Origin of the sequence: Parachryseolinea silvisoli, assembly GCF_021190955.1 — a bacterium.
Taxonomy (GTDB): domain Bacteria; phylum Bacteroidota; class Bacteroidia; order Cytophagales; family Cyclobacteriaceae; genus Ohtaekwangia; species Ohtaekwangia silvisoli.
This window is the reverse complement of the sequence record NZ_JAIOAO010000003.1, coordinates 941,499-959,176: the sequence shown is the minus strand read 5'-3', so window position 1 is coordinate 959,176 and position 17,678 is coordinate 941,499. Positions and strand designations below refer to the sequence as shown.

The following is a 17,678-nucleotide window of genomic DNA, read 5'->3' as shown; positions in this document are numbered from 1 at the left end:
CCGAATGAAAGAGCATCTGCCAACCTTATTAAAAAAGTTAAAAGAGAATTCACTCCCGTTTAAAGAGGTGATTGAGTTTATAGAAACGTATTATCAACATCAGCCAACGGCCTTTAAAAATGGAGCGTTGCATAATGAAGCAACTCAAAATCAGGGGAGTGCAAAGGTTTTTACCTTCGCGCAACTAAATACGCTGGACAAAGAAGACACCCTTTATTTATTTGCAGAACATTATCAGTCCGTATTAGAGAATCCAACGGGAACGGATCATCAGAATATCAGGCAATTTATGATCCATGGCTGGCCAGGGATCGCTTTTGAAGGGCCGGCCCTCGTTATTAGAACTGAAAATAGATGAAGGGCTGTACGCCGGCGGATTTTATCTGAAGCATAATAATGATCACGGTCGTCAGGCAAATGGCTTTTGCCATCAGCGGCATTTTAATAACAAATTCTTCTGCCTGCTGCTCGATTGTTTTAGGAGTGAAATGCAAGAGATATCCAATCAGCATTAGTATAAGCACCATTTTATAGCCCGAGATAAATTCACTTAACACTCCGGCATTAAAATGGCTGGTAATTTGCGTGAGCACCTGGCCAGCGATTTCGAGGTCGTTAGCACGGAAGAAAATCCAGCAGAAGCAAACGAAGTGGAACGTGAGCAGCCAGCCGGCGCACCGCCAGGGCGTTGTATCGGGAATCGTGATCTTCTCACTGACCCATTTATGAAACGCCAGGGCGCCACCATGAAGACCGCCCCAGATCATAAAGCGCCAGGATGCGCCGTGCCATAGCCCACCCAGCAACATGGTGATCATTAAATTCAGATAGGTTCTGATCCTGCCACGGCGATTACCTCCCAGCGAAATGTACAAATAGTCACGAAGCCACGTGGACAAGGAGATATGCCAGCGTCGCCAGAACTCGGTGATGCTTTCCGATTGATAGGGCGAATCGAAATTGATGTTGAAGTGAAAGCCCAGGAGCAAGGCGATTCCAATGGCCATGTCGGAGTATCCGGAGAAATCGCAATAGATTTGCAGGGCGTAGCCATAGACCGCGAAAAGATTCTCAAGTCCCGTGTAAAGCGTGGGCGCATCGAAAACACGGTCGACAAAGTTGATGCTGATGTAGTCTGAGATAATCGCCTTTTTGAATAATCCGCAACCGATCAGAAACACGGCGCGGCCAAACATTTCGCGGGTTACGATCGTAGGCTTGTAAATTTGAGGAATAAAATCGGCCGCGCGAACAATGGGGCCCGCGACCAATTGCGGGAAGAACGAAACAAAAAAAGCGTAGTCAAGAATATGATCGACAGGTTTTAGTGTGCCCCGATAGATATCGAGCGTATAGCTGAGGGATTGAAATGTAAAAAATGAAACCCCTACGGGAAGGAAAATATCAAGGGGCTTGAACTCATTGCCTGAAACCGAGCAAAATGCTTCGTATAATAAATTGGTGTACTTAAAATACCCCAGCAGTCCCAGGTTGATCACCAGGGTGAGTGCTATGAAGAATTTCTTCTTCCATTGTTCGTCGGTATTGTAAATCAATTTTGCCAGGGTAAAGTCCACGATTGCGGCAAAAATCAGTAAGACAAAATAGATCCCACTGGACTTGTAATAGAAGTACAGGGAGAATAGTGTTACGAATATGAGCTTAGGCCGTTGTGTGTGGCTTAACGCATTATAGACCCATAAGAACACGGTAAACAAGAGCAGAAAGAAGCCACTGTTGAAAAGCAAGGGCTGGTCAGCATGGTAAACAAATTGTTGCGCGAGTTTATGGATGTCGAAGGGAAACATAGTTGTTGTAGCGCTTCATGATGGCCTGATAAAAAAGATCGCCCTGATATGCATATCCGTCTCTGGAGAAATGTATGCCATCGGGGCGAAGTAAGCCTTTGTTTTTCCATTGCATGGCTGAATCTTTTCCGCCGGTAGCTTTGTACATATCCCAAAAGGCCAGCCCGTTTTCGACTGCATATTGAATGATATGGTTACGCATTGTTTCTACGCCCGGGTTGGGTTTTATCTTTTTGCGGAAAGAATCGGGAGGTGTGACCAGGATAAATTTTGCCTGGGGATTATATTCTCTCAGGGATTGCACCAGTTTATCAATATGTTGTGGTATCGATAGATCGAGGGCAGGGTAATCGGCGGCTTCGTTCGTGCCAAGGGAAATTATAATGAGGGCAGGATGCAAGGCTTGCGTTTGCCGGGCAAAATGAATTGCGGCATTATAGTGCGCATACTTTGCTCCATTCACACCGATGGCGTGATACAAAATGCCATGACGTCCATTTTCAAGGTTAACACCGAAAATAGTTGCCTGTCGCTGTCCCTCGTTTGGATTTACCGTATAAATGCTTGTCTGCTCTACGGCGCGGGGCAGTATAACCCTGGAGGAATTCACAAACGGCCCATCCGGATAGGGTCCGATGTATGCCAGCTCAGCATTGGCGGTATCGCGTACAGAAAAGTGAAAACTGGCACTGTCTTTTTGAAAGAATACGGTTACTGCATTAAAGCTGTAGTCGCGCTGCTCACTGCTGTTTACCCGAATGGTAAGGTCTGTTTGAGGTTGGCCTGTGCTGATCGTTACGCCACCGATGCCAATGGGAAGCGGCTGCGTGGGGTGAACGCAGCGTTTGGATTGCCAGAGGGACGATGATGACGTGTGGAAATTTGCAGGCTCGTTTGTTCCGGCAACTCTGTAGGGAACGATTAATCCTCGGCCAGCATTACCAAAATCATGTTGGAAATTTCTGCGTACGACATCGGTGAGAAAATCTCCCTGGATATGAGAATCGCCGATGTGGACGATGTTGATCTTACCTTTCCCCGCTACTTTCAGCCGGATCAGCTCCTCAAAAAATTCCTCGAGGTGGGCTGCATTTTGAATGGTGTTCGCTTCCTCATTCTCCAGACTAAACGTCTTGTACGTAAAATCGACAATAGCCTGTCCGTATCCACCGATGTGGACCAGGAGAAGAAAGGCCGTAACGTATGTCAATTTCATTTTATGAATCACGCGCATGGAAAAGTTAATGATTGGGGCTTGCAGGCAATGCCGGCATCCTATCTTTCGCTATGTCTTTTTGGTTTTGGTTTTGGGCTTTGGTTTGCCCTTCGATTTTTGTCTCGGCTTTTGCTTCGACTTCGGTTTTTGCGTTTGCACCTGTTTTTCGTTATAGGATTTTTGCTCGTGCAGCAGGCTCTTGGCCATCAGGCTCGAGAGTTTCCTGCCTCCTTTAAAGTTCAGGTGGGTGTAGTCTTTCGCCGCCAGGGGTGGTTTTGCTTCTGCCAGTTTTACCATGCTGTTTTCTCCGCCCATGGCCTCGTACAGGTCCCAGAAGGCGATGCCGGTGCGTTCTGCAATGAGTCGTTGGGCGTCTCGCATGGCGGGAATGGCTTTCATGGTCTTGAATTCGCCGGTCGTGTTTGAACTTCGGTCGCTTACGCTCATGAGCAAAATACTCGTTTTCGGAAACAGACGTTTGAGCTTATTGACCACGTTAATCATACGCTCTACGTACCAGCCATAGTTCAGCGAATCTTCGAGCACGCTGTTGAGTCCGTATTGAAGAACAATCAACTTGTAATTACGATGTTTATTGAATTCCGCGAGTGTCGCATCGGGAATTTTGGCCAGGCCCATGCCTGAGTTTCCACGGATGGAAAAGTTGTCGACATAAATACCTTCACCGTTTTCAAAACTGGCGCCATACATTTCCAGGCTGTCCGGCTGTTGAAACTGAAAGCGGATGGCGCTCATCTTTTTGCCCCGGTGCGACCACTCCTGCAGCTTGCCAGATGTTTTGAGATTTTCGGTGTGGTTGATGGTGTCATTGACCGTGTAGTCGATGACGGCATGCCCTGTATTCTTGTAATACAATTTTACGGTGTTGAAGTCGCGCAAAAACCGCTGGCGTGACGGTTTGTACTCGACCTGGTTTCCTTCCTGTGGGAGAAAGCAGAATCCCGAGGGGCCGGGCAGCGCGGAAGAGTCTGTTTTACCGAGCAGCGAATAGGTTTTCCAATGCTCGAATGTATGCCGGATGGTTGAGCGGAATGCGGCTACTTCGGACGTGATAGGAACGTAGCCGACGCCTTCGCCCCCGAAGATCTGCTGCAACGTATCCCGCAGGCTGCCGCAAAACACGTCTCCTTCTACAAATGAATCGCCATAAAATGCCACCCGCACAGCTTTATGCTTTTCGTGCATTTCGTTCAGCGCCCGAATAAAGTGCTTCAACGCGACACCGTCCGGGCTGTAATTTTCGATGCAGGTGAGGCCCGGAGGGCAACCGGTTTTAGCGATATGGGTGGCGGAGTCCATGTTCTTTTGCGACGACTCCGTTTTTATAGAATCCAGGGAGATTTGTGGGTTGTTGGACGGGGCATGCCCATCCGTGCGGATGTCGGCGACGGGATCGACCTTCCGGAACGTCCAGGTGCCAATCGAAAACCTGGGCAGCAGTGAAAAAAGGAATAACAGACCGACGACCCACAGGCAAAGTCTTAGCGGATCACGTATGTTGTTGTTGAAGGCCACGATGAAGGTTAAAAAAATCAGCCATAGGGCTTACAAAAAATTTCCTCGGGTAAAAATAGTAAAATGAACGTTGAAACGCCCTGAATCGGGCGGTATTTGTTCGCCATCAACACCTGCCGGTTCTTCACTCAATAGAAGGTTGGCTCTCCTCCGGTTTGCTTTCACAAGTACTTTCGCCGAAGTCTTAACGTGATCTCGTTGACAGCTCAGGTCGCTTGTGATCCCTTAAAAGACGCCGTTTTTTTACGTACCCTTAAAAGGGAATTGACCCCCCCCCGGGGCAGTGCTACTTTACGGCTATGAAACGAAATTCTTTTCTCCAGGCGCTGATCGCCCCGTTGGCTTTACTGATAACGCCAGTATGGGCGCGTGCCCGTTCCTGGATAGGCTCCCGCGAGGTCAAAGGCTTCCGGGTAGAGGCGGGAAAAGATCGCTCGGGTAAAAGTATTAGTCTTTTTGAGGGTGATATATTCTATACCAAAGTTTCTACCCAGGATACAGACGGCGACATCTTTGTTTTCGAATCGACCCGCCTGAAAGAGGGTGGCCCGCCGTTGCATTTTCACTACGAGCAGGATGAGTGGTGGTATATCCTTCAGGGCGAGTTTCTGTTTCGGGTGGGCGACGAGACTTTTCGCGCCAAAGCGGGCGATAGCGTGTTCGGTCCACGTCGTGTTCCCCACGCCTTCGCCAAAGTGGGCGAGGGAGAAGCACGTATGCTTATGTTCTTTCAGCCTGCGGGAAAAATGGAGGCTAATTTCCTCGCTATCAGCCAAGGTGTTACAGCAAACATGACAGAGGCAGAACGCAAAGCCTTTCGTAAGGAACATGGATTGGAAGTCGTAGGCCCGCCGATTACCCACCTCAAACAGTAGTTCCTGACTGTGGGTGGCCCTACCCTACCCTTGGGGTTGAGGGAACGCGTGATTAGCGTTCTGTTTCATCCCTTTCGTTAACGTGAGATATCGCTGATCTCACGCAGGTAATCTCCCTGAATGTCTTCGTGAAGTTTTCCGAGAACGGCATTGATTTTTTTTAGCTGTTGCTGGTACATATTAAAAAGCACAGAACCCTGTTGCCGAGGAACGTGTGCTTCTTTCATTTTTGTACAGAAAAAAATGCGTACTTCAAGCTCAGTCTGTTTTGCGCCGGAGTATTTAATCTGCTTATTGGCAATGCGCAAAATCTTCCGGAGTGTTTTTTTAAGGAGATAGATATTGCTCGGCAAGGTCTTGAACTGTTCCGTAATTTCTTCCTTTATATTTTCAATATACGCTTGCTCATGGTGAGACTCAAACAAAAGATACGTGAGCAATTCTTTGTTTTCCTTTTTATATTTTGCCATACGCATGCAAAGCGCAAGCAGCGTCTCCGGCTCAAGGGTGCTCAATTCTCTTTTTATCTCGTTTATGGAAGAAGCAATCATCTGAAATACGTTGTCAATGTTAGATTAGATCAGTCCGGTGTATTGGGGTGGTAAGATACATCGACCTTCTTAAAATCGAACATAACTGATTGACTAACATCGACAACGCGTACGAGTCCCGGTTTTTGATCGCCTGTTCACAAACCAGGGGTTCACGACTCTTATATTTTTGTTTTCGATCTTTCCTTCGCTTCCTGACTCAACGGCGTAAAAAAGTTAACCAAATTGCCGTCGGTGTCCCGGAACAGCAACGAACGGTTGCCCCAGGGCATGGTTGTTGGCTTTTGCACTACCTGGCTACCCAGTATATCCGTCAACTGCCGGTACTTGTCGTCGACGTCATCCACCATAAATTCTATGATAACGGAACGGTTGTTCGCGGCACTGGCAACATCACTCCCTCCAAAAAGAGCCAGGGTACGCGTGCTTCCGATCGCCAGGCCCCCAAGAGGGGTTCGGAGTTCAGCAAAGTCGTCCGTATACCATGTAAAGGGCATTCCTGTGACGTTCTCATAAAATTGAACCAGGCGCTTAATGTCACCCGTGATAATGCGGATTGAGGATAAATTCATTCGTTCATCTGTTTTGATAGTACAGAAAGCAAATAAATTCTATCACAGTGACAACCCTATGTCAGCAGCTCCATGCGTGAGAATTCACCCTGATCAGGACTCATCCTTAATCGTTCGAACCAGGCTAAGCCCGGATATAAGAAAAATAAAGCCAAGAACACCATAGATGATCAATGCTCTTATATCCCGCGTTCCTCCTGTCGTATTCACAAAAAGTATAGCGCCGTAAATAAGGCCGACCATTCCCAGAACTGTTAGTATTGAGCCAAATATTCTTTTGATGTTCATAACTCCTGTGCCGTTTTCTTACTCTTCATAAAAATCCATGCCTCTATTGTACGATGTATGTTGACTGCTTATCCACTTGTAGGGAAATAAAATACACATTTTCTGATTGAATCGCTGTGCCGGACCCACCCTCGGTAGTCACCTGTTTAACATGAAGATACGCCTGCCGCGTGTGCCCGTCCTCATACCGTCTTTGAAAGACTCCAAAAAAACATAATTTTGCCGTCGCTTCCGGGTTCACCATGCCCTCCGGCAAAACTTTGTTGTAACGGATGGCCTGGAGCGACAAGACGCCAGCCGCCGTGTGCTGTCATCAATAAACAACCAAAAGACTATGGAACTGACCACAGAATTGCAAAAAATAAGTTATAGCCTGGGCGTGCTGATGGCCTCCAGCGTACGCTCGCAGGGAGCTGATGCCCTGGATATAGATGCAGTCGCGGCAGCCTTCCGCGATGTGTTCGAAAACAACGATCTTAAAATTAGCCTGCAAGATGCTAACAGCACCGTACAGGCATATATGCAGGCTGCTGCTGACAGGAAACATGCGGGTGCCAAAGAGGAAGGTGAGAAATTTCTCGCCGATAACAAGCTCAAGCAAGGTGTTACCACTACCGCCAGCGGCCTGCAATACCGCGCACTAAAGCTCGGCAACGGCAAAACCCCAACCGCCACGTCAAAGGTAACGGTACATTATACCGGGAAACTGATTAATGGAAAGGTGTTCGATAGCTCCGTCCAGCGTGGGCAGCCAACAACTTTTGGTGTCAGCCAGGTTATTCCCGGCTGGACTGAGGCCCTGCAGCTCATGCGCGAAGGCGACAAGTGGCTACTTTACATTCCTTATAATCTGGCCTATGGTGCAGGTGGCGCGGGTGGTGACATTCCGCCTTTTGCCACCCTGATCTTTGAAGTAGAGCTGATCACTGTAAAATAACGGCACGCTCATGGTAACCGCCATGAAGCGTCGAAGCAGCCCGATACTTGCATAGCCCGAAGGAATAGTACTTTTAGTTTGCCGGAGTGGCAACAAACTCCCCTTCCTCGAGGTCCTTGGCCACGTGGCCTGTGTTACGCTTTTTTGAATAGTCTTGATAACCTCGGGCCTTTTCCTGATTCTTTTATTACAGGTATATTTTTGAGGCTGTAATTATTAAGTAGTTACCTGAGTCACCGGTACTGGGGCTCTACGATCTCTCATCTTGAATTTATTTTGTAATTTCATTTCCATAAATAGATTTAATATGTCGTTGATTATGGTCGATGTGGAAACCGACGGATCTATACCGGGTGATTATTCCATGATTTCATTTGGAGCTGTTTTGGTAGATGACAAACTTGACAAAACTTTTTACGGGCGTCTGAAGCCCATCTCGGAAAAATTCGTCCCGGAAGCTTTACGAGTTTCAGGTCATTCGAGAGAGGAGACGTTGACTTTTCCGGAGCCCCAGTCCGTAATGGTCGATTTTGAAAAATGGATCCTGTCCAATAGTAACGACAGACCCATTTTTATAAGTGACAATAACGGATTCGACTGGATGTTTATATGCTGGTATTTTCACCATTTTTTAGATCGAAATCCGTTTGGTTTCAGCTCGCAGAATCTCGGCAGCTTGTATAAAGGCATGCAAAAAGATATGTATGTGAATTTTAAACATTTGAGAAAGACAAAACACACGCACCACCCGGTCGACGATGCAAGAGGAAACGCAGAAGCGTTGTTGGCACTAAAAAAGGAAGGACTCAAGTTTTCATTTTAACGGATCTGGGATTATGAAGCCATTCATAGATCCTCCCGTGATGCCGGTTACAAATGAAACAGCGGAGGAACGGCTAAAGCAAAGTGTCCCCTTGTTTAATACGCCCGGTCTTCCATATATTGAAAAGCGTGGTATTTCCCCGGAGATTGCACATACGGCATCCGTGCGTTTCGATGCCAACTGGAACGGCCGACCGGCCCTGATCGTGCCGATGGTGAATTCCGATCACACGTTGTGCTCTGTTCATGGGCGCTATCTGAGCGTCACGGGCAAGCAGAACAAAATGTTTACTATCGGACCAGGCGGAGGAGCCCTGTATGTCGGTCACGGGTGGAATGCCGAGCCTGTTATTTTGGTCGAAGGTCTTTTTGATGCGTTGTCATTGGCTATGTGCGGCTATAGTGCGGTGGCGACTGTGGGCAGACATGCGCCGTGGTTGCCAGAAGTTTGCAGAGACCGTCTGGTAATCTTAGCGTTTGATAGCAACCGTCCGGGCGAAACCGAGGCAAATTTCTACAAAGCATTTCTAAAGGGCGCGCGTTGCTATCGGATCACACCCCCTGGACGGAGCAAAGACTGGAACACGGCGCTCATGAAACACGGTCAACATGGCATTGAGCTGTGGTTGAAAAAGAATAACATAAAAAATTAATTCATCATGGTCAACGTTACTCACAGCGATTACGAGGCAAGCGCAATCCGTACATACGCAAAGCCGCTGCCGTTGAGCGTTTGTTTTCGCGTTACGCGGTTTTGCAATGCGCGTTGCGGCTTCTGCCTGGCCCCGCCGGACGGTGGGATTCATCCACCCGCCGGACAACTGAAACAATACATAGATTGGTTGATCGAAAGAGGTGTCAGACGTATTCATTTTTGTGGCGGTGAGCCGACAATACATCATGCACTTCCGGAACTCGTCGAATATGTTTATGCTAAAGGAGGAAAACCAATGCTGACCACCAATGGAATTTCGCTTTCTGACAAGTTAACTACAGTGCTTAAAGCTACCGATACAAAAGTCAAGGTGAGCCTCCATGGCCCCTTGGCTTTTCACGACCGAATGGTGGGCCGTGAAGCTTTTGATGCCACTACCAATACAATACGCAGACTCATCGCTTCGGGAGTACGGACCTCGATACAAACAACGATCGTCCACGAGCACCTGGAAGTGATGGATTGGATGATCGGATATGGCCTGCAAAACAAGATAAAAAGCATTAGCTTTTTGCCCTTTATTCCGCGCGGAAATGGTTATAGAGATAGGGGCATTTATGAGCTTTCATATCGCGAGCGTCGCCAGTTGCACGATCTAGTCAAACAGAAAAGAAGAAAATTCAATACGATCATTGACTTGCAGCTGCTTGATTTTAATGTAAAGCCGGTCCCGGTGGTTGAACCCGATGGACGTATCATCATGGAAGGCTCCATGGAATCAAAGGACGTGTTACTCGATCAGATATTACGGTAGACGAGCACCCATCTGGAGCGCACAACCACAAGTACGCAAGGAGCATTCCCAGTGAAGTAGATATGCAGGGCCTACAATTCTCCTTACCGAACAATGACGTCAGGCTGTTTTAGGATTTGTGGGGAACAAAGCACGATTGAACACTACGATTTCTTCATGGGAGGGCTGCGTTACGCGTTCTATGAGTTGAGCGATAGCAGAGTCCCTGATGTGAGCTGCCTTCTCTTTTTCTCCCGCATCAAGGGCGTCTTTAAGCTCGGTTGTATTGAGTTCAGTACAATAAGCAGGTGTGCCCGGCTGGTGTCTCCATGAATCAGATAAAGACCCAGCGTCAACAACATCAAAACCCACTTCATTAATTAATCCAGATATGGTGGCTTTCGCCTTTTCGTCATCTCCAGAGATTGCCATCGCTATTCGTCCTTCCGCACCTTGGGGATTGCCGCCATGTTCAAGGGTATGAGCTAATAAGTTGTTGAATGCCTTAGTAACAGGGCGTCCTATTTGCTCAGCCACCCATTCGCCTTCGACTTTACCATCCTGGAGTTCCGGAATATCTCCATCGCGGAATGGATAATAGTTAGATGTATCCACTACGATTACATCCTTTGCAATTCCAGCAAACAAATCTTTGGGAAAACTTGGAATTACTGTGGTCGGAACAGACAAGATCACTACCTCTACGTCCCTGACAACATCATTAAGTGTGGATGGTGAAGCACCTAATTCCCGAGCTCGGGTTTTTAATTTAGAGCCATCTGCACTGTACACCTTTACTCGGTGTCCGGCATTTACTAACTTTTTTGCAACAGTACCGCCTATGGCACCCGTTCCAATTATTCCAATTTTCATTTTTCTAAATTTTAGTATTATCTGATTATATACACCCGACTCGACGTCAAGTTTTAAAGCGCCTTCGGGCCAGCTTCCCCATAATTTTTATACCGCTTCACACACCTCCAGGGTACGCGCATGATGCCTGGCCTTCCGTTGGCTAGCGCCAACCTCCGTGTTCTATTCCCTCTGCCGAATTGCCAACTAGGCGATAATGTGTATTTGTTTACTCTTATTTTCGCCCTTCATCTCTTTGCGGCTTCATTTCTTTGCAAAGTTAGAAATATGCACTTTCCTTTGTATAGTGCTTTCCTAAAGGAAAGTACTATTTCTTAAATCAGCATTTATGGCGCAGAAAAAGGCACATTGTAATTGTCTCGATACAGTGAAACCCGTTCGAGACGCGCTTGACGTCATCAGCGGTAAGTGGAAATTACCTATTATTATATCTGTCGGAGTTGGCAACGACCGCTTCACGGACATACAGGACAGTATTCCCGGTGTTACACCAAAAGTGTTAGCCAAGGAGCTCAAAGATCTGGAGCAGCATAAATTGATTAAGCGCATTGTTTTGGACGAGTACCCCGTGAAAATCTTTTACCAGTTGGAGCCGTATGCCGACACGTTAACGCCCATTATCTATTCGCTTAAGGATTGGGGAATTAACCACAAAAAGAAGGTGACGGGTCAATCAGAAATATAGAGAATCTAAAGTATCGTAATGAATATCATTAAATCCTTGGATGAATCGGCTACCATGGAGATGATGGCATGAAAATTACACCTTTTGATTAAAGTAAATTCTTACCAGCCATAACTCATTCTTCCCTTGCATATCAAACAAGTCTGGATCTGATGATTTGGACGCTAAAGGTATCGTCGAACAACTAATACAACCATCCAGAATTATCAAGTGTAGATCCATTGCTACTCTGGATTCATTGGGCCGGAACTGATGAAAATCATCTTTTATCACAACGAAGATCAGCAGATAAAAACTTCTCTTTTTACAGTTTGCATAAACTTTAAACAAAAAATTCTATGAAAACAAAATCAATTTTAACGATGATGCTGATGCTTTTTGCATTTTCATTTATCCACGCTCAAGATGCGCAGAAAAGGGAAATGCCGCCCAAGCACAGAGGAATGCATCCGCGGCTTCAGACAGATGGTACCGTAGTCGATGATGATGGTAAACCACTGGGTTCCATTAAAAATGGCAAAGCATGTGACGTCACCGGCAAAGTAATCGGGGTAATCTCCGGCCATGGCGATGTGTCAACTGCGAGTGGAAAGATGATTGGAAAGATCCAGAAAGACGGAAGCTACAAGTCTATGAAAGGTCATGTAGTAACCACCGATCCTGACGGAGTCGTAAAAGTGGCTGGAAAGGATATTGCCAAAGTCGAAGCTGGCTATAAAGACAAATCTCACGGCTGCGCGCTCCATTGTTTTTTCAGCTCGGAAAATGAAGATGCAAAAGAAATTGACACGGAGATAAAGAACTAAAATGGCTGCCTACAACCAGGCGCACCTTTTTAAATTCACTGCGTTGGCGTTCATGTAATATTTACTGACAATTCATTCCGAGAGTTGACCGGAGCCGGAGTGTTTAAGATTGCAACCAGCAACACAGTTTCCCTTAGCCGTAATTGTATCGATATACGTCCGCTAATCATAGAAGCACTGAGATCATGATTAAGAAACTGATAAGCTGGTCGATCAAAAACAAATGGATGGTGATCATCATGTATTCCATCATGATCATCTACGGGATGTATTCCATCATGATCATCTACGGGATGTATTCCGTTTATAACACGCCCGTCGATGCAATCCCGGATCTGTCGGAAAATCAGGTTATCATTTATACCGAGTGGATGGGGCGAAATCCCCAGATCATCGAAGACCAGATTACCTATCCCCTAACATCAAACCTCCAGGGCATTCCTAAAGTCAAGAACATTCGTGGTTCAAGTATGTTCGGAATGAGTTTCGTCTTTATCATTTTCGAAGACGATGCCGATATCTATTGGGCACGAGCACGCGTGCTGGAACGGCTGAACTATGCAACAAGATTACTTCCACAAAATGTTACTCCTACCCTTGGCCCTGATGGCACGGGCCTTGGGCATGTCTATTGGTACACTCTTGATGCTCCTGGCTATGATCTTGGAGAACTAAGAGCGTTACAAGATTGGTATGTGCGTTTTGGCCTTCAAACAGTCGAAGGTGTGAGTGAAGTGGCATCCTTCGGAGGATATCAGAAGCAATATCAGGTTGTGGTTGATCCGATGAAACTTCGTTACCATGGAATACCATTGATGGAAGTTGTGAACAAAATCAAAGAGAACAACAATGAAGTCGGCGGTCGAAAGTTTGAATTGTCAGACATCGGATACATTGTCAAAACAACAGGTTACATCAAAAACATAGAGGAGATTGAGAACATCCCGCTTAGAACAGAAAACACCACACCCATAAGAGTAAGAGACATCGGCACCGTACAAATGGGAGGCGACTTGCGCTTAGGGATTGTTGATGAAAATGGTGAGGGTGAAAAGGTAGGCGGAATAGTGATTATGCGCTATGGCGAAAATGCAAAACAGGTTATCGATCGCGTCAAGACAAAAATTGAGGAAATAAAAAAAGGTCTGCCTGCAGGAATAAATATTAAACCCGCCTATGATCGGTCTGATCTCATCAATGCTACCATCGACACGTTGAAGGAAGCGGTTACCGAAGAAATCATAGTAGTTGCCATCGTGCTGTTCATCTTTTTATTACACGTCAGGAGCGCCCTGATCGTTGTGATTACAATACCTGTCTCCGTTCTTTTTGCTTTCATACTCATGAAGTGGTTCGGGATTACGTCAAACATAATGTCTTTGGCTGGCGTGGCATTGGCAGTAGGTGATTTAGTCGATGCAGGCATTGTAATGGTGGAGAATGCAATGAAGACAATTGGTGGTGAAGCCGAAACGAATTGATGATGGAAGAAACACGCATAGATAAGATTGAAAAGTCCTCGCAGCTGATCGGCAAAGCTGTTGTGAGTTCTATTCTCATTACGCTCATCTCGTTCAGTCCGATCCTTTTTTTAACCGGTCAGGAACACAAACTCTTCTCCCCGCTCGTATGGACAAAGACATTTGCCATGATCGGTTCAGGCTTTGTCGCAATCATGCTGGTGCCGGTGCTGATGGCATTGTTCTTAAAAGGAAAAGTCAGACCCGAAAGCAGACACCCTATCAGCAAGTTTCTCACACGGATCTACGGGCCGATCATACGATGGTGCCTGAGATGGAAGAAGGTCACGCTTGGACTGGCGCTTGCCCTGGTGCTAGGCAGTGTCCCACTCGTTATCAGCCTTGGAACGGAGTTCATGCCGTCCCTGGATGAAGGCTCATTGCTATTCATGCCTGTCACCTTGCCGGATATTTCGAACAACGAAGTAAAGCGCCTCCTTCAAGTACAGGATAGAATAATCAAGTCAATACCAGAAGTGGAAAATGTTTTAGGAAAGGCCGGTCGTGCTAACACCGCTACGGACAATGCTCCCATCAGTATGATTGAAACAATAATCATTCTCAAGCCTCAACGAGAATGGCGGGATGGGATTACAAAGGAAGAAATCATCCGTGAATTAAACAGTAAACTGGCAATACCGGGCGTGATTAACAGCTACACCCAGCCAATCATCAACCGAATCAACATGCTATCAACCGGCATAAGGACAGATGTTGGAATCAAAATCTATGGTCAGAATCTCGACTCGATCAATGTGCTTGCACATGAATTTAAAAAACAGCTCGAAGGCCTTGCGGGAGTTGCGGACCTGTATGTGGAACCAATTGTCGGTGGCAAATACATCGATATAAAGATTCGAAAAGAAGAAATAGGGCGATATGAACTTACTGTAGATGACGTTAACATGTTCATCGAAACTGCACTTGGCGGCATGAACGCGACAACCACGATTGAAGCTCGTCAGCGCTTTCCGGTAAATGTGCGCTTTGCACAAGACTACCGCAACACCATCAATCAAATCAAAAATCTTCAGGTGCAGACAACCAATCTCGGTCCTATTCCACTTTCGGCAGTCGCAGATGTTATTGTTACCGAAGGGCCGCCAATGATTAACTCAGAGAACGCTATGCTTCGTGGTACGCTTCTTTTCAACGTCAGGGGCAGAGACATGGGAAGCACGGTTTCAGAAGCCAAGGAACGCCTGGAGAAAGCCATGAAGAACCTGCCCAAAGGCTACTATTTGAATTGGAGCGGCCAGTACGAAAATCAGGTTCGGGCACAGAACAGGTTGATGGTGATCATTCCGATCGTGCTGATCATCATCCTTGGAGTGTTATACCTCACGTTTAATAGCATGAGAGAGGTACTGATTGTGTTAAGCAGCATTCCAGTCGCACTGGTTGGTGGAGCATACTCTTTGCACTTCTTTGATGTCAATTTCTCGGTTGCTGTGGCCGTTGGCTTTATAGCATTGTTTGGTATCGCGGTGGAGACTGGTGTTTTAATGCTTGTCTATCTCAACAACGCACTATACTTCAAAATAAAAAATCATTCTTCCGGCCAGGTGACAAACGAAATCATTGAAGACGCGGTATATGAAGGTGCTGTTCAACGACTTCGCCCTAAACTCATGACCGTGCTAGTGGACGTCATTGGCTTAATGCCAGTACTATTTGCCACCGGGACCGGAAGCGATGTGATGAAGCCAATTACTATTCCCTTTGTGTTTGGCCTGTTGACCTCCACGATCTTTGTGCTTATCGTGCTTCCGGTTATCTATGCTTACGTCAGAGAGCAGGAATTGGCAAAAAGCGGTCGGATTGAACACAAATTATTGGAAGATTAGCCCGAAAAACCCATTTTTTGGGCGATTTCAACGAATTCTATAACGCATTAATCGTAAAGTATAAATCCAAAGTCAAAGAATTACGTTAGATTTGGAGATCAAATGAAGGCAATCCGTTCCATATCAGCCGTTTTGTTAGCCGTCCTGGTGCTGGTTTCAGCTACCAGTTTTACGGTCGGCATGCACATCTGTATGGGTGAAGTTCAAAACATTGCCCTCTTTGGAAAAGCTGACAGCTGCCAGAAAGAAAAAGCTTTACCAGCTTGTCACAAGCACATGAAACCTGCCTGTTGCCAGGATGAGCTTGTTTATCACGAAGGCACCGATTTTAAAGGTTCAATCGAGCATATTCATTTCGTTGCTCCCGCTCCGATGGACATCGAGCAACCTGTTATTCTTATATCAGAAGTTATTCCAGCTTCACCGCTCGCGCAGTTCAAATACTACAACTACGATCCTCCATTGCGATCTTGTGACCTTACGGTCGAGCATCAAGTTTTCCTAATCTGATTTATTTTCATCCATTTTGAAGGGCAACCCGCTCTTCGTGTAATCGCTTTGCTCTAACGCGATCACAATACTCCTCTTTTTACATTCTTCATTTTAAGTCATGATTGAAAGCTTAATATCTTTCTCTCTTCGAAATAGATTCTTAGTACTGCTTGTTGCAGTTGGACTATTTGCCTGGGGAGTCTATTCGGTGAAAGTAAATAAAATAGACGCGATACCAGACTTGTCGGAAAATCAGGTGATCGTCTTTACGGAATGGATGGGCCGTAGCCCTCAGATCATTGAGGATCAGGTAACATACCCACTCGTAACAAACCTTCAGGGCCTCCCTCAGGTTAAATATGTACGCGGCGCTTCTATGTTTGGAATGAGCTTCGTCTATGTCATCTTCAACGATGACACCGACGTATACTGGGCCCGCGAGCGTGTTCTCGAACGACTCAATTATGCTACCCGTCTCTTGCCGGAGGGGGTCACTCCTACCCTCGGCCCGGATGGAACAGGCGTTGGCCATATTTTATGGTATACCCTCGATGCACCCGGAATGGACCTTGGCGAACAACGCGCCATCCAGGACTGGTATGTAAAATTCGCGCTGCAGAATGTACAGGGAGTAAGTGAGCTTGCATCGTTCGGGGGCTTTCAAAAACAATATCAAATCACGGTTGATCCGAACAAGCTTAGCTATTACGGGCTTTCTGCACAAGAGGTCATTCAGTCCGTACGCGCCAATAATAATGAGGCAGGTGGAAGAAAGTTCGAACAAAGCGACATCGGATACATCATTAAGACCACTGGCTACCTTAAATCAATAGAGGAGATCGAAAACATTTCTGTAAGGACCGTGAATACTGTTTCAGTCCGGGTTCGTGACATCGCAACCGTTCAGATGACGGGCGAAACACGCCTCGGAATTTTTGATCAGGACGGAGAAGGTGAAGTGGTCGGTGGAATTGTGGTGATGCGCTATGGCGAGAACGCGGATGAAGTGATCAAAGCGGTGAAGAAGAAAATGACTGAAGTAGCGAAAGGGTTTCCGCAGGGAATGAAATTCGATATCGTATATGATCGTAGCTACCTGATCGAGGAATCCGTATCCTCTATCAAGACAACATTGATCGAAGAAATGATCGTGGTGTCTTTGGTGGTCATTGTGTTCCTGTTCCACTGGAGGAGCGCGGCTAGCATCATCATTCAGATCCCCATCACGATTGCAACAAGCTTCATTTTTCTGAATGCGTTTGGTATTACATCCAATATTATGTCGCTGACAGGAATAGCACTTGCCATTGGGGTCATCGTTGATAACGGAATTATCATGGCCGAGAACTCTTATAAAAACCTGTCCCATCGGTACTCAGAACTAAACCCCGAGGACAAGTAA

18 protein-coding genes are annotated in these 17,678 nt (G+C 46.4%); 12 read left to right on the top strand and 6 right to left on the bottom strand.

Annotated elements, in window-relative coordinates; all coding sequences use genetic code 11:
• Nucleotides 1-4 precede the first annotated feature (4 nt).
• Nucleotides 5-358, top strand: a complete 354-nt coding sequence (locus K7P01_RS20965) for a HopJ type III effector protein (protein ID WP_267296538.1) — start codon at nucleotides 5-7, stop codon at nucleotides 356-358.
• Here the strand turns inward: K7P01_RS20965 and K7P01_RS20960 are convergent.
• From K7P01_RS20960 to K7P01_RS20950, 3 genes are all read right to left on the bottom strand, one after another.
• Entirely contained in the window at nucleotides 339-1,808 is a 1,470-nt protein-coding gene (locus K7P01_RS20960) for an MBOAT family O-acyltransferase (protein WP_267296537.1), read from the bottom strand. The two genes, K7P01_RS20965 and K7P01_RS20960, sit on opposite strands and share 20 nt — an antisense overlap.
• Nucleotides 1,786-3,024: a GDSL-type esterase/lipase family protein gene (locus K7P01_RS20955; RefSeq protein ID WP_267296536.1), complete on the bottom strand. Its 1,239-nt coding sequence runs from the start codon at nucleotides 3,022-3,024 to the stop codon at nucleotides 1,786-1,788. Before K7P01_RS20955 ends, K7P01_RS20960 begins: the two co-directional genes overlap by 23 nt.
• Nucleotides 3,025-3,093: 69 nt before the next feature.
• Nucleotides 3,094-4,560 carry an SGNH/GDSL hydrolase family protein gene (locus K7P01_RS20950; RefSeq protein ID WP_267296535.1) on the bottom strand — a complete coding sequence of 489 codons (1,467 nt, stop codon included), beginning with the start codon at nucleotides 4,558-4,560 and terminating at the stop codon, nucleotides 3,094-3,096.
• A 299-nt stretch (nucleotides 4,561-4,859) separates the two neighbouring features.
• On the opposite strand from K7P01_RS20950, the gene K7P01_RS20945 reads away from it, so the two are divergent.
• Nucleotides 4,860-5,435 carry a cupin domain-containing protein gene (locus K7P01_RS20945; RefSeq protein ID WP_267296534.1) on the top strand — a complete coding sequence of 192 codons (576 nt, stop codon included), beginning with the start codon at nucleotides 4,860-4,862 and terminating at the stop codon, nucleotides 5,433-5,435.
• 77 nt (nucleotides 5,436-5,512) lie between these two features.
• Here K7P01_RS20945 and K7P01_RS20940 read toward each other — a convergent pair whose 3' ends face one another.
• Both K7P01_RS20940 and K7P01_RS20935 read right to left on the bottom strand, forming a co-directional pair.
• Nucleotides 5,513-5,986 carry a hypothetical protein gene (locus K7P01_RS20940; protein ID WP_267296533.1) on the bottom strand — a complete coding sequence of 158 codons (474 nt, stop codon included), beginning with the start codon at nucleotides 5,984-5,986 and terminating at the stop codon, nucleotides 5,513-5,515.
• A 161-nt stretch (nucleotides 5,987-6,147) separates the two neighbouring features.
• Nucleotides 6,148-6,558, bottom strand: a complete 411-nt coding sequence (locus tag K7P01_RS20935; RefSeq protein WP_267296532.1) for a VOC family protein — start codon at nucleotides 6,556-6,558, stop codon at nucleotides 6,148-6,150.
• Between the two features lie 622 nt (nucleotides 6,559-7,180).
• On the opposite strand from K7P01_RS20935, the gene K7P01_RS20930 reads away from it, so the two are divergent.
• From K7P01_RS20930 to K7P01_RS20915, 4 genes are all read left to right on the top strand, one after another.
• A complete protein-coding gene (locus K7P01_RS20930) occupies nucleotides 7,181-7,783 on the top strand; it encodes an FKBP-type peptidyl-prolyl cis-trans isomerase (protein WP_267296531.1) in 603 nt (200 codons plus the stop codon).
• 307 nt (nucleotides 7,784-8,090) lie between these two features.
• Nucleotides 8,091-8,606 (top strand): 3'-5' exonuclease, encoded by a 516-nt coding sequence (locus K7P01_RS20925; protein ID WP_267296530.1) that lies wholly within the window; start codon nucleotides 8,091-8,093, stop codon nucleotides 8,604-8,606.
• Between the two features lie 13 nt (nucleotides 8,607-8,619).
• Complete coding sequence (locus K7P01_RS20920) at nucleotides 8,620-9,258, top strand: toprim domain-containing protein (protein WP_267296529.1); 639 nt, start codon at nucleotides 8,620-8,622, stop codon at nucleotides 9,256-9,258.
• A gap of 6 nt (nucleotides 9,259-9,264) precedes the next feature.
• Nucleotides 9,265-10,074, top strand: a complete 810-nt coding sequence (locus K7P01_RS20915; protein ID WP_267296528.1) for a radical SAM protein — start codon at nucleotides 9,265-9,267, stop codon at nucleotides 10,072-10,074.
• 99 nt (nucleotides 10,075-10,173) lie between these two features.
• Here the strand turns inward: K7P01_RS20915 and K7P01_RS20910 are convergent, their stop codons facing one another.
• Nucleotides 10,174-10,944 (bottom strand): NADPH-dependent F420 reductase, encoded by a 771-nt coding sequence (locus tag K7P01_RS20910; protein WP_267296934.1) that lies wholly within the window; start codon nucleotides 10,942-10,944, stop codon nucleotides 10,174-10,176.
• Between the two features lie 310 nt (nucleotides 10,945-11,254).
• Here K7P01_RS20910 and K7P01_RS20905 point away from each other — a divergent pair, with 310 nt between their 5' ends.
• From K7P01_RS20905 to K7P01_RS20880, 6 genes are all read left to right on the top strand, one after another.
• Nucleotides 11,255-11,611 carry a winged helix-turn-helix transcriptional regulator gene (locus K7P01_RS20905; RefSeq protein WP_267296527.1) on the top strand — a complete coding sequence of 119 codons (357 nt, stop codon included), beginning with the start codon at nucleotides 11,255-11,257 and terminating at the stop codon, nucleotides 11,609-11,611.
• Between the two features lie 338 nt (nucleotides 11,612-11,949).
• Nucleotides 11,950-12,417, top strand: a complete 468-nt coding sequence (locus K7P01_RS20900) for a DUF3659 domain-containing protein (RefSeq protein WP_267296526.1) — start codon at nucleotides 11,950-11,952, stop codon at nucleotides 12,415-12,417.
• Between the two features lie 185 nt (nucleotides 12,418-12,602).
• Nucleotides 12,603-13,898, top strand: a complete 1,296-nt coding sequence (locus tag K7P01_RS20895; RefSeq protein ID WP_267296525.1) for an efflux RND transporter permease subunit — start codon at nucleotides 12,603-12,605, stop codon at nucleotides 13,896-13,898.
• On the top strand, nucleotides 13,898-15,784 hold the full coding sequence (locus K7P01_RS20890) for an efflux RND transporter permease subunit (RefSeq protein WP_267296524.1): 1,887 nt from the start codon (nucleotides 13,898-13,900) through the stop codon (nucleotides 15,782-15,784). Before K7P01_RS20895 ends, K7P01_RS20890 begins: the two co-directional genes overlap by 1 nt.
• A 102-nt stretch (nucleotides 15,785-15,886) precedes the next feature.
• Nucleotides 15,887-16,294 carry an HYC_CC_PP family protein gene (locus tag K7P01_RS20885; protein ID WP_267296523.1) on the top strand — a complete coding sequence of 136 codons (408 nt, stop codon included), beginning with the start codon at nucleotides 15,887-15,889 and terminating at the stop codon, nucleotides 16,292-16,294.
• A gap of 100 nt (nucleotides 16,295-16,394) precedes the next feature.
• Complete coding sequence (locus K7P01_RS20880) at nucleotides 16,395-17,678, top strand: efflux RND transporter permease subunit (protein WP_267296522.1); 1,284 nt, start codon at nucleotides 16,395-16,397, stop codon at nucleotides 17,676-17,678.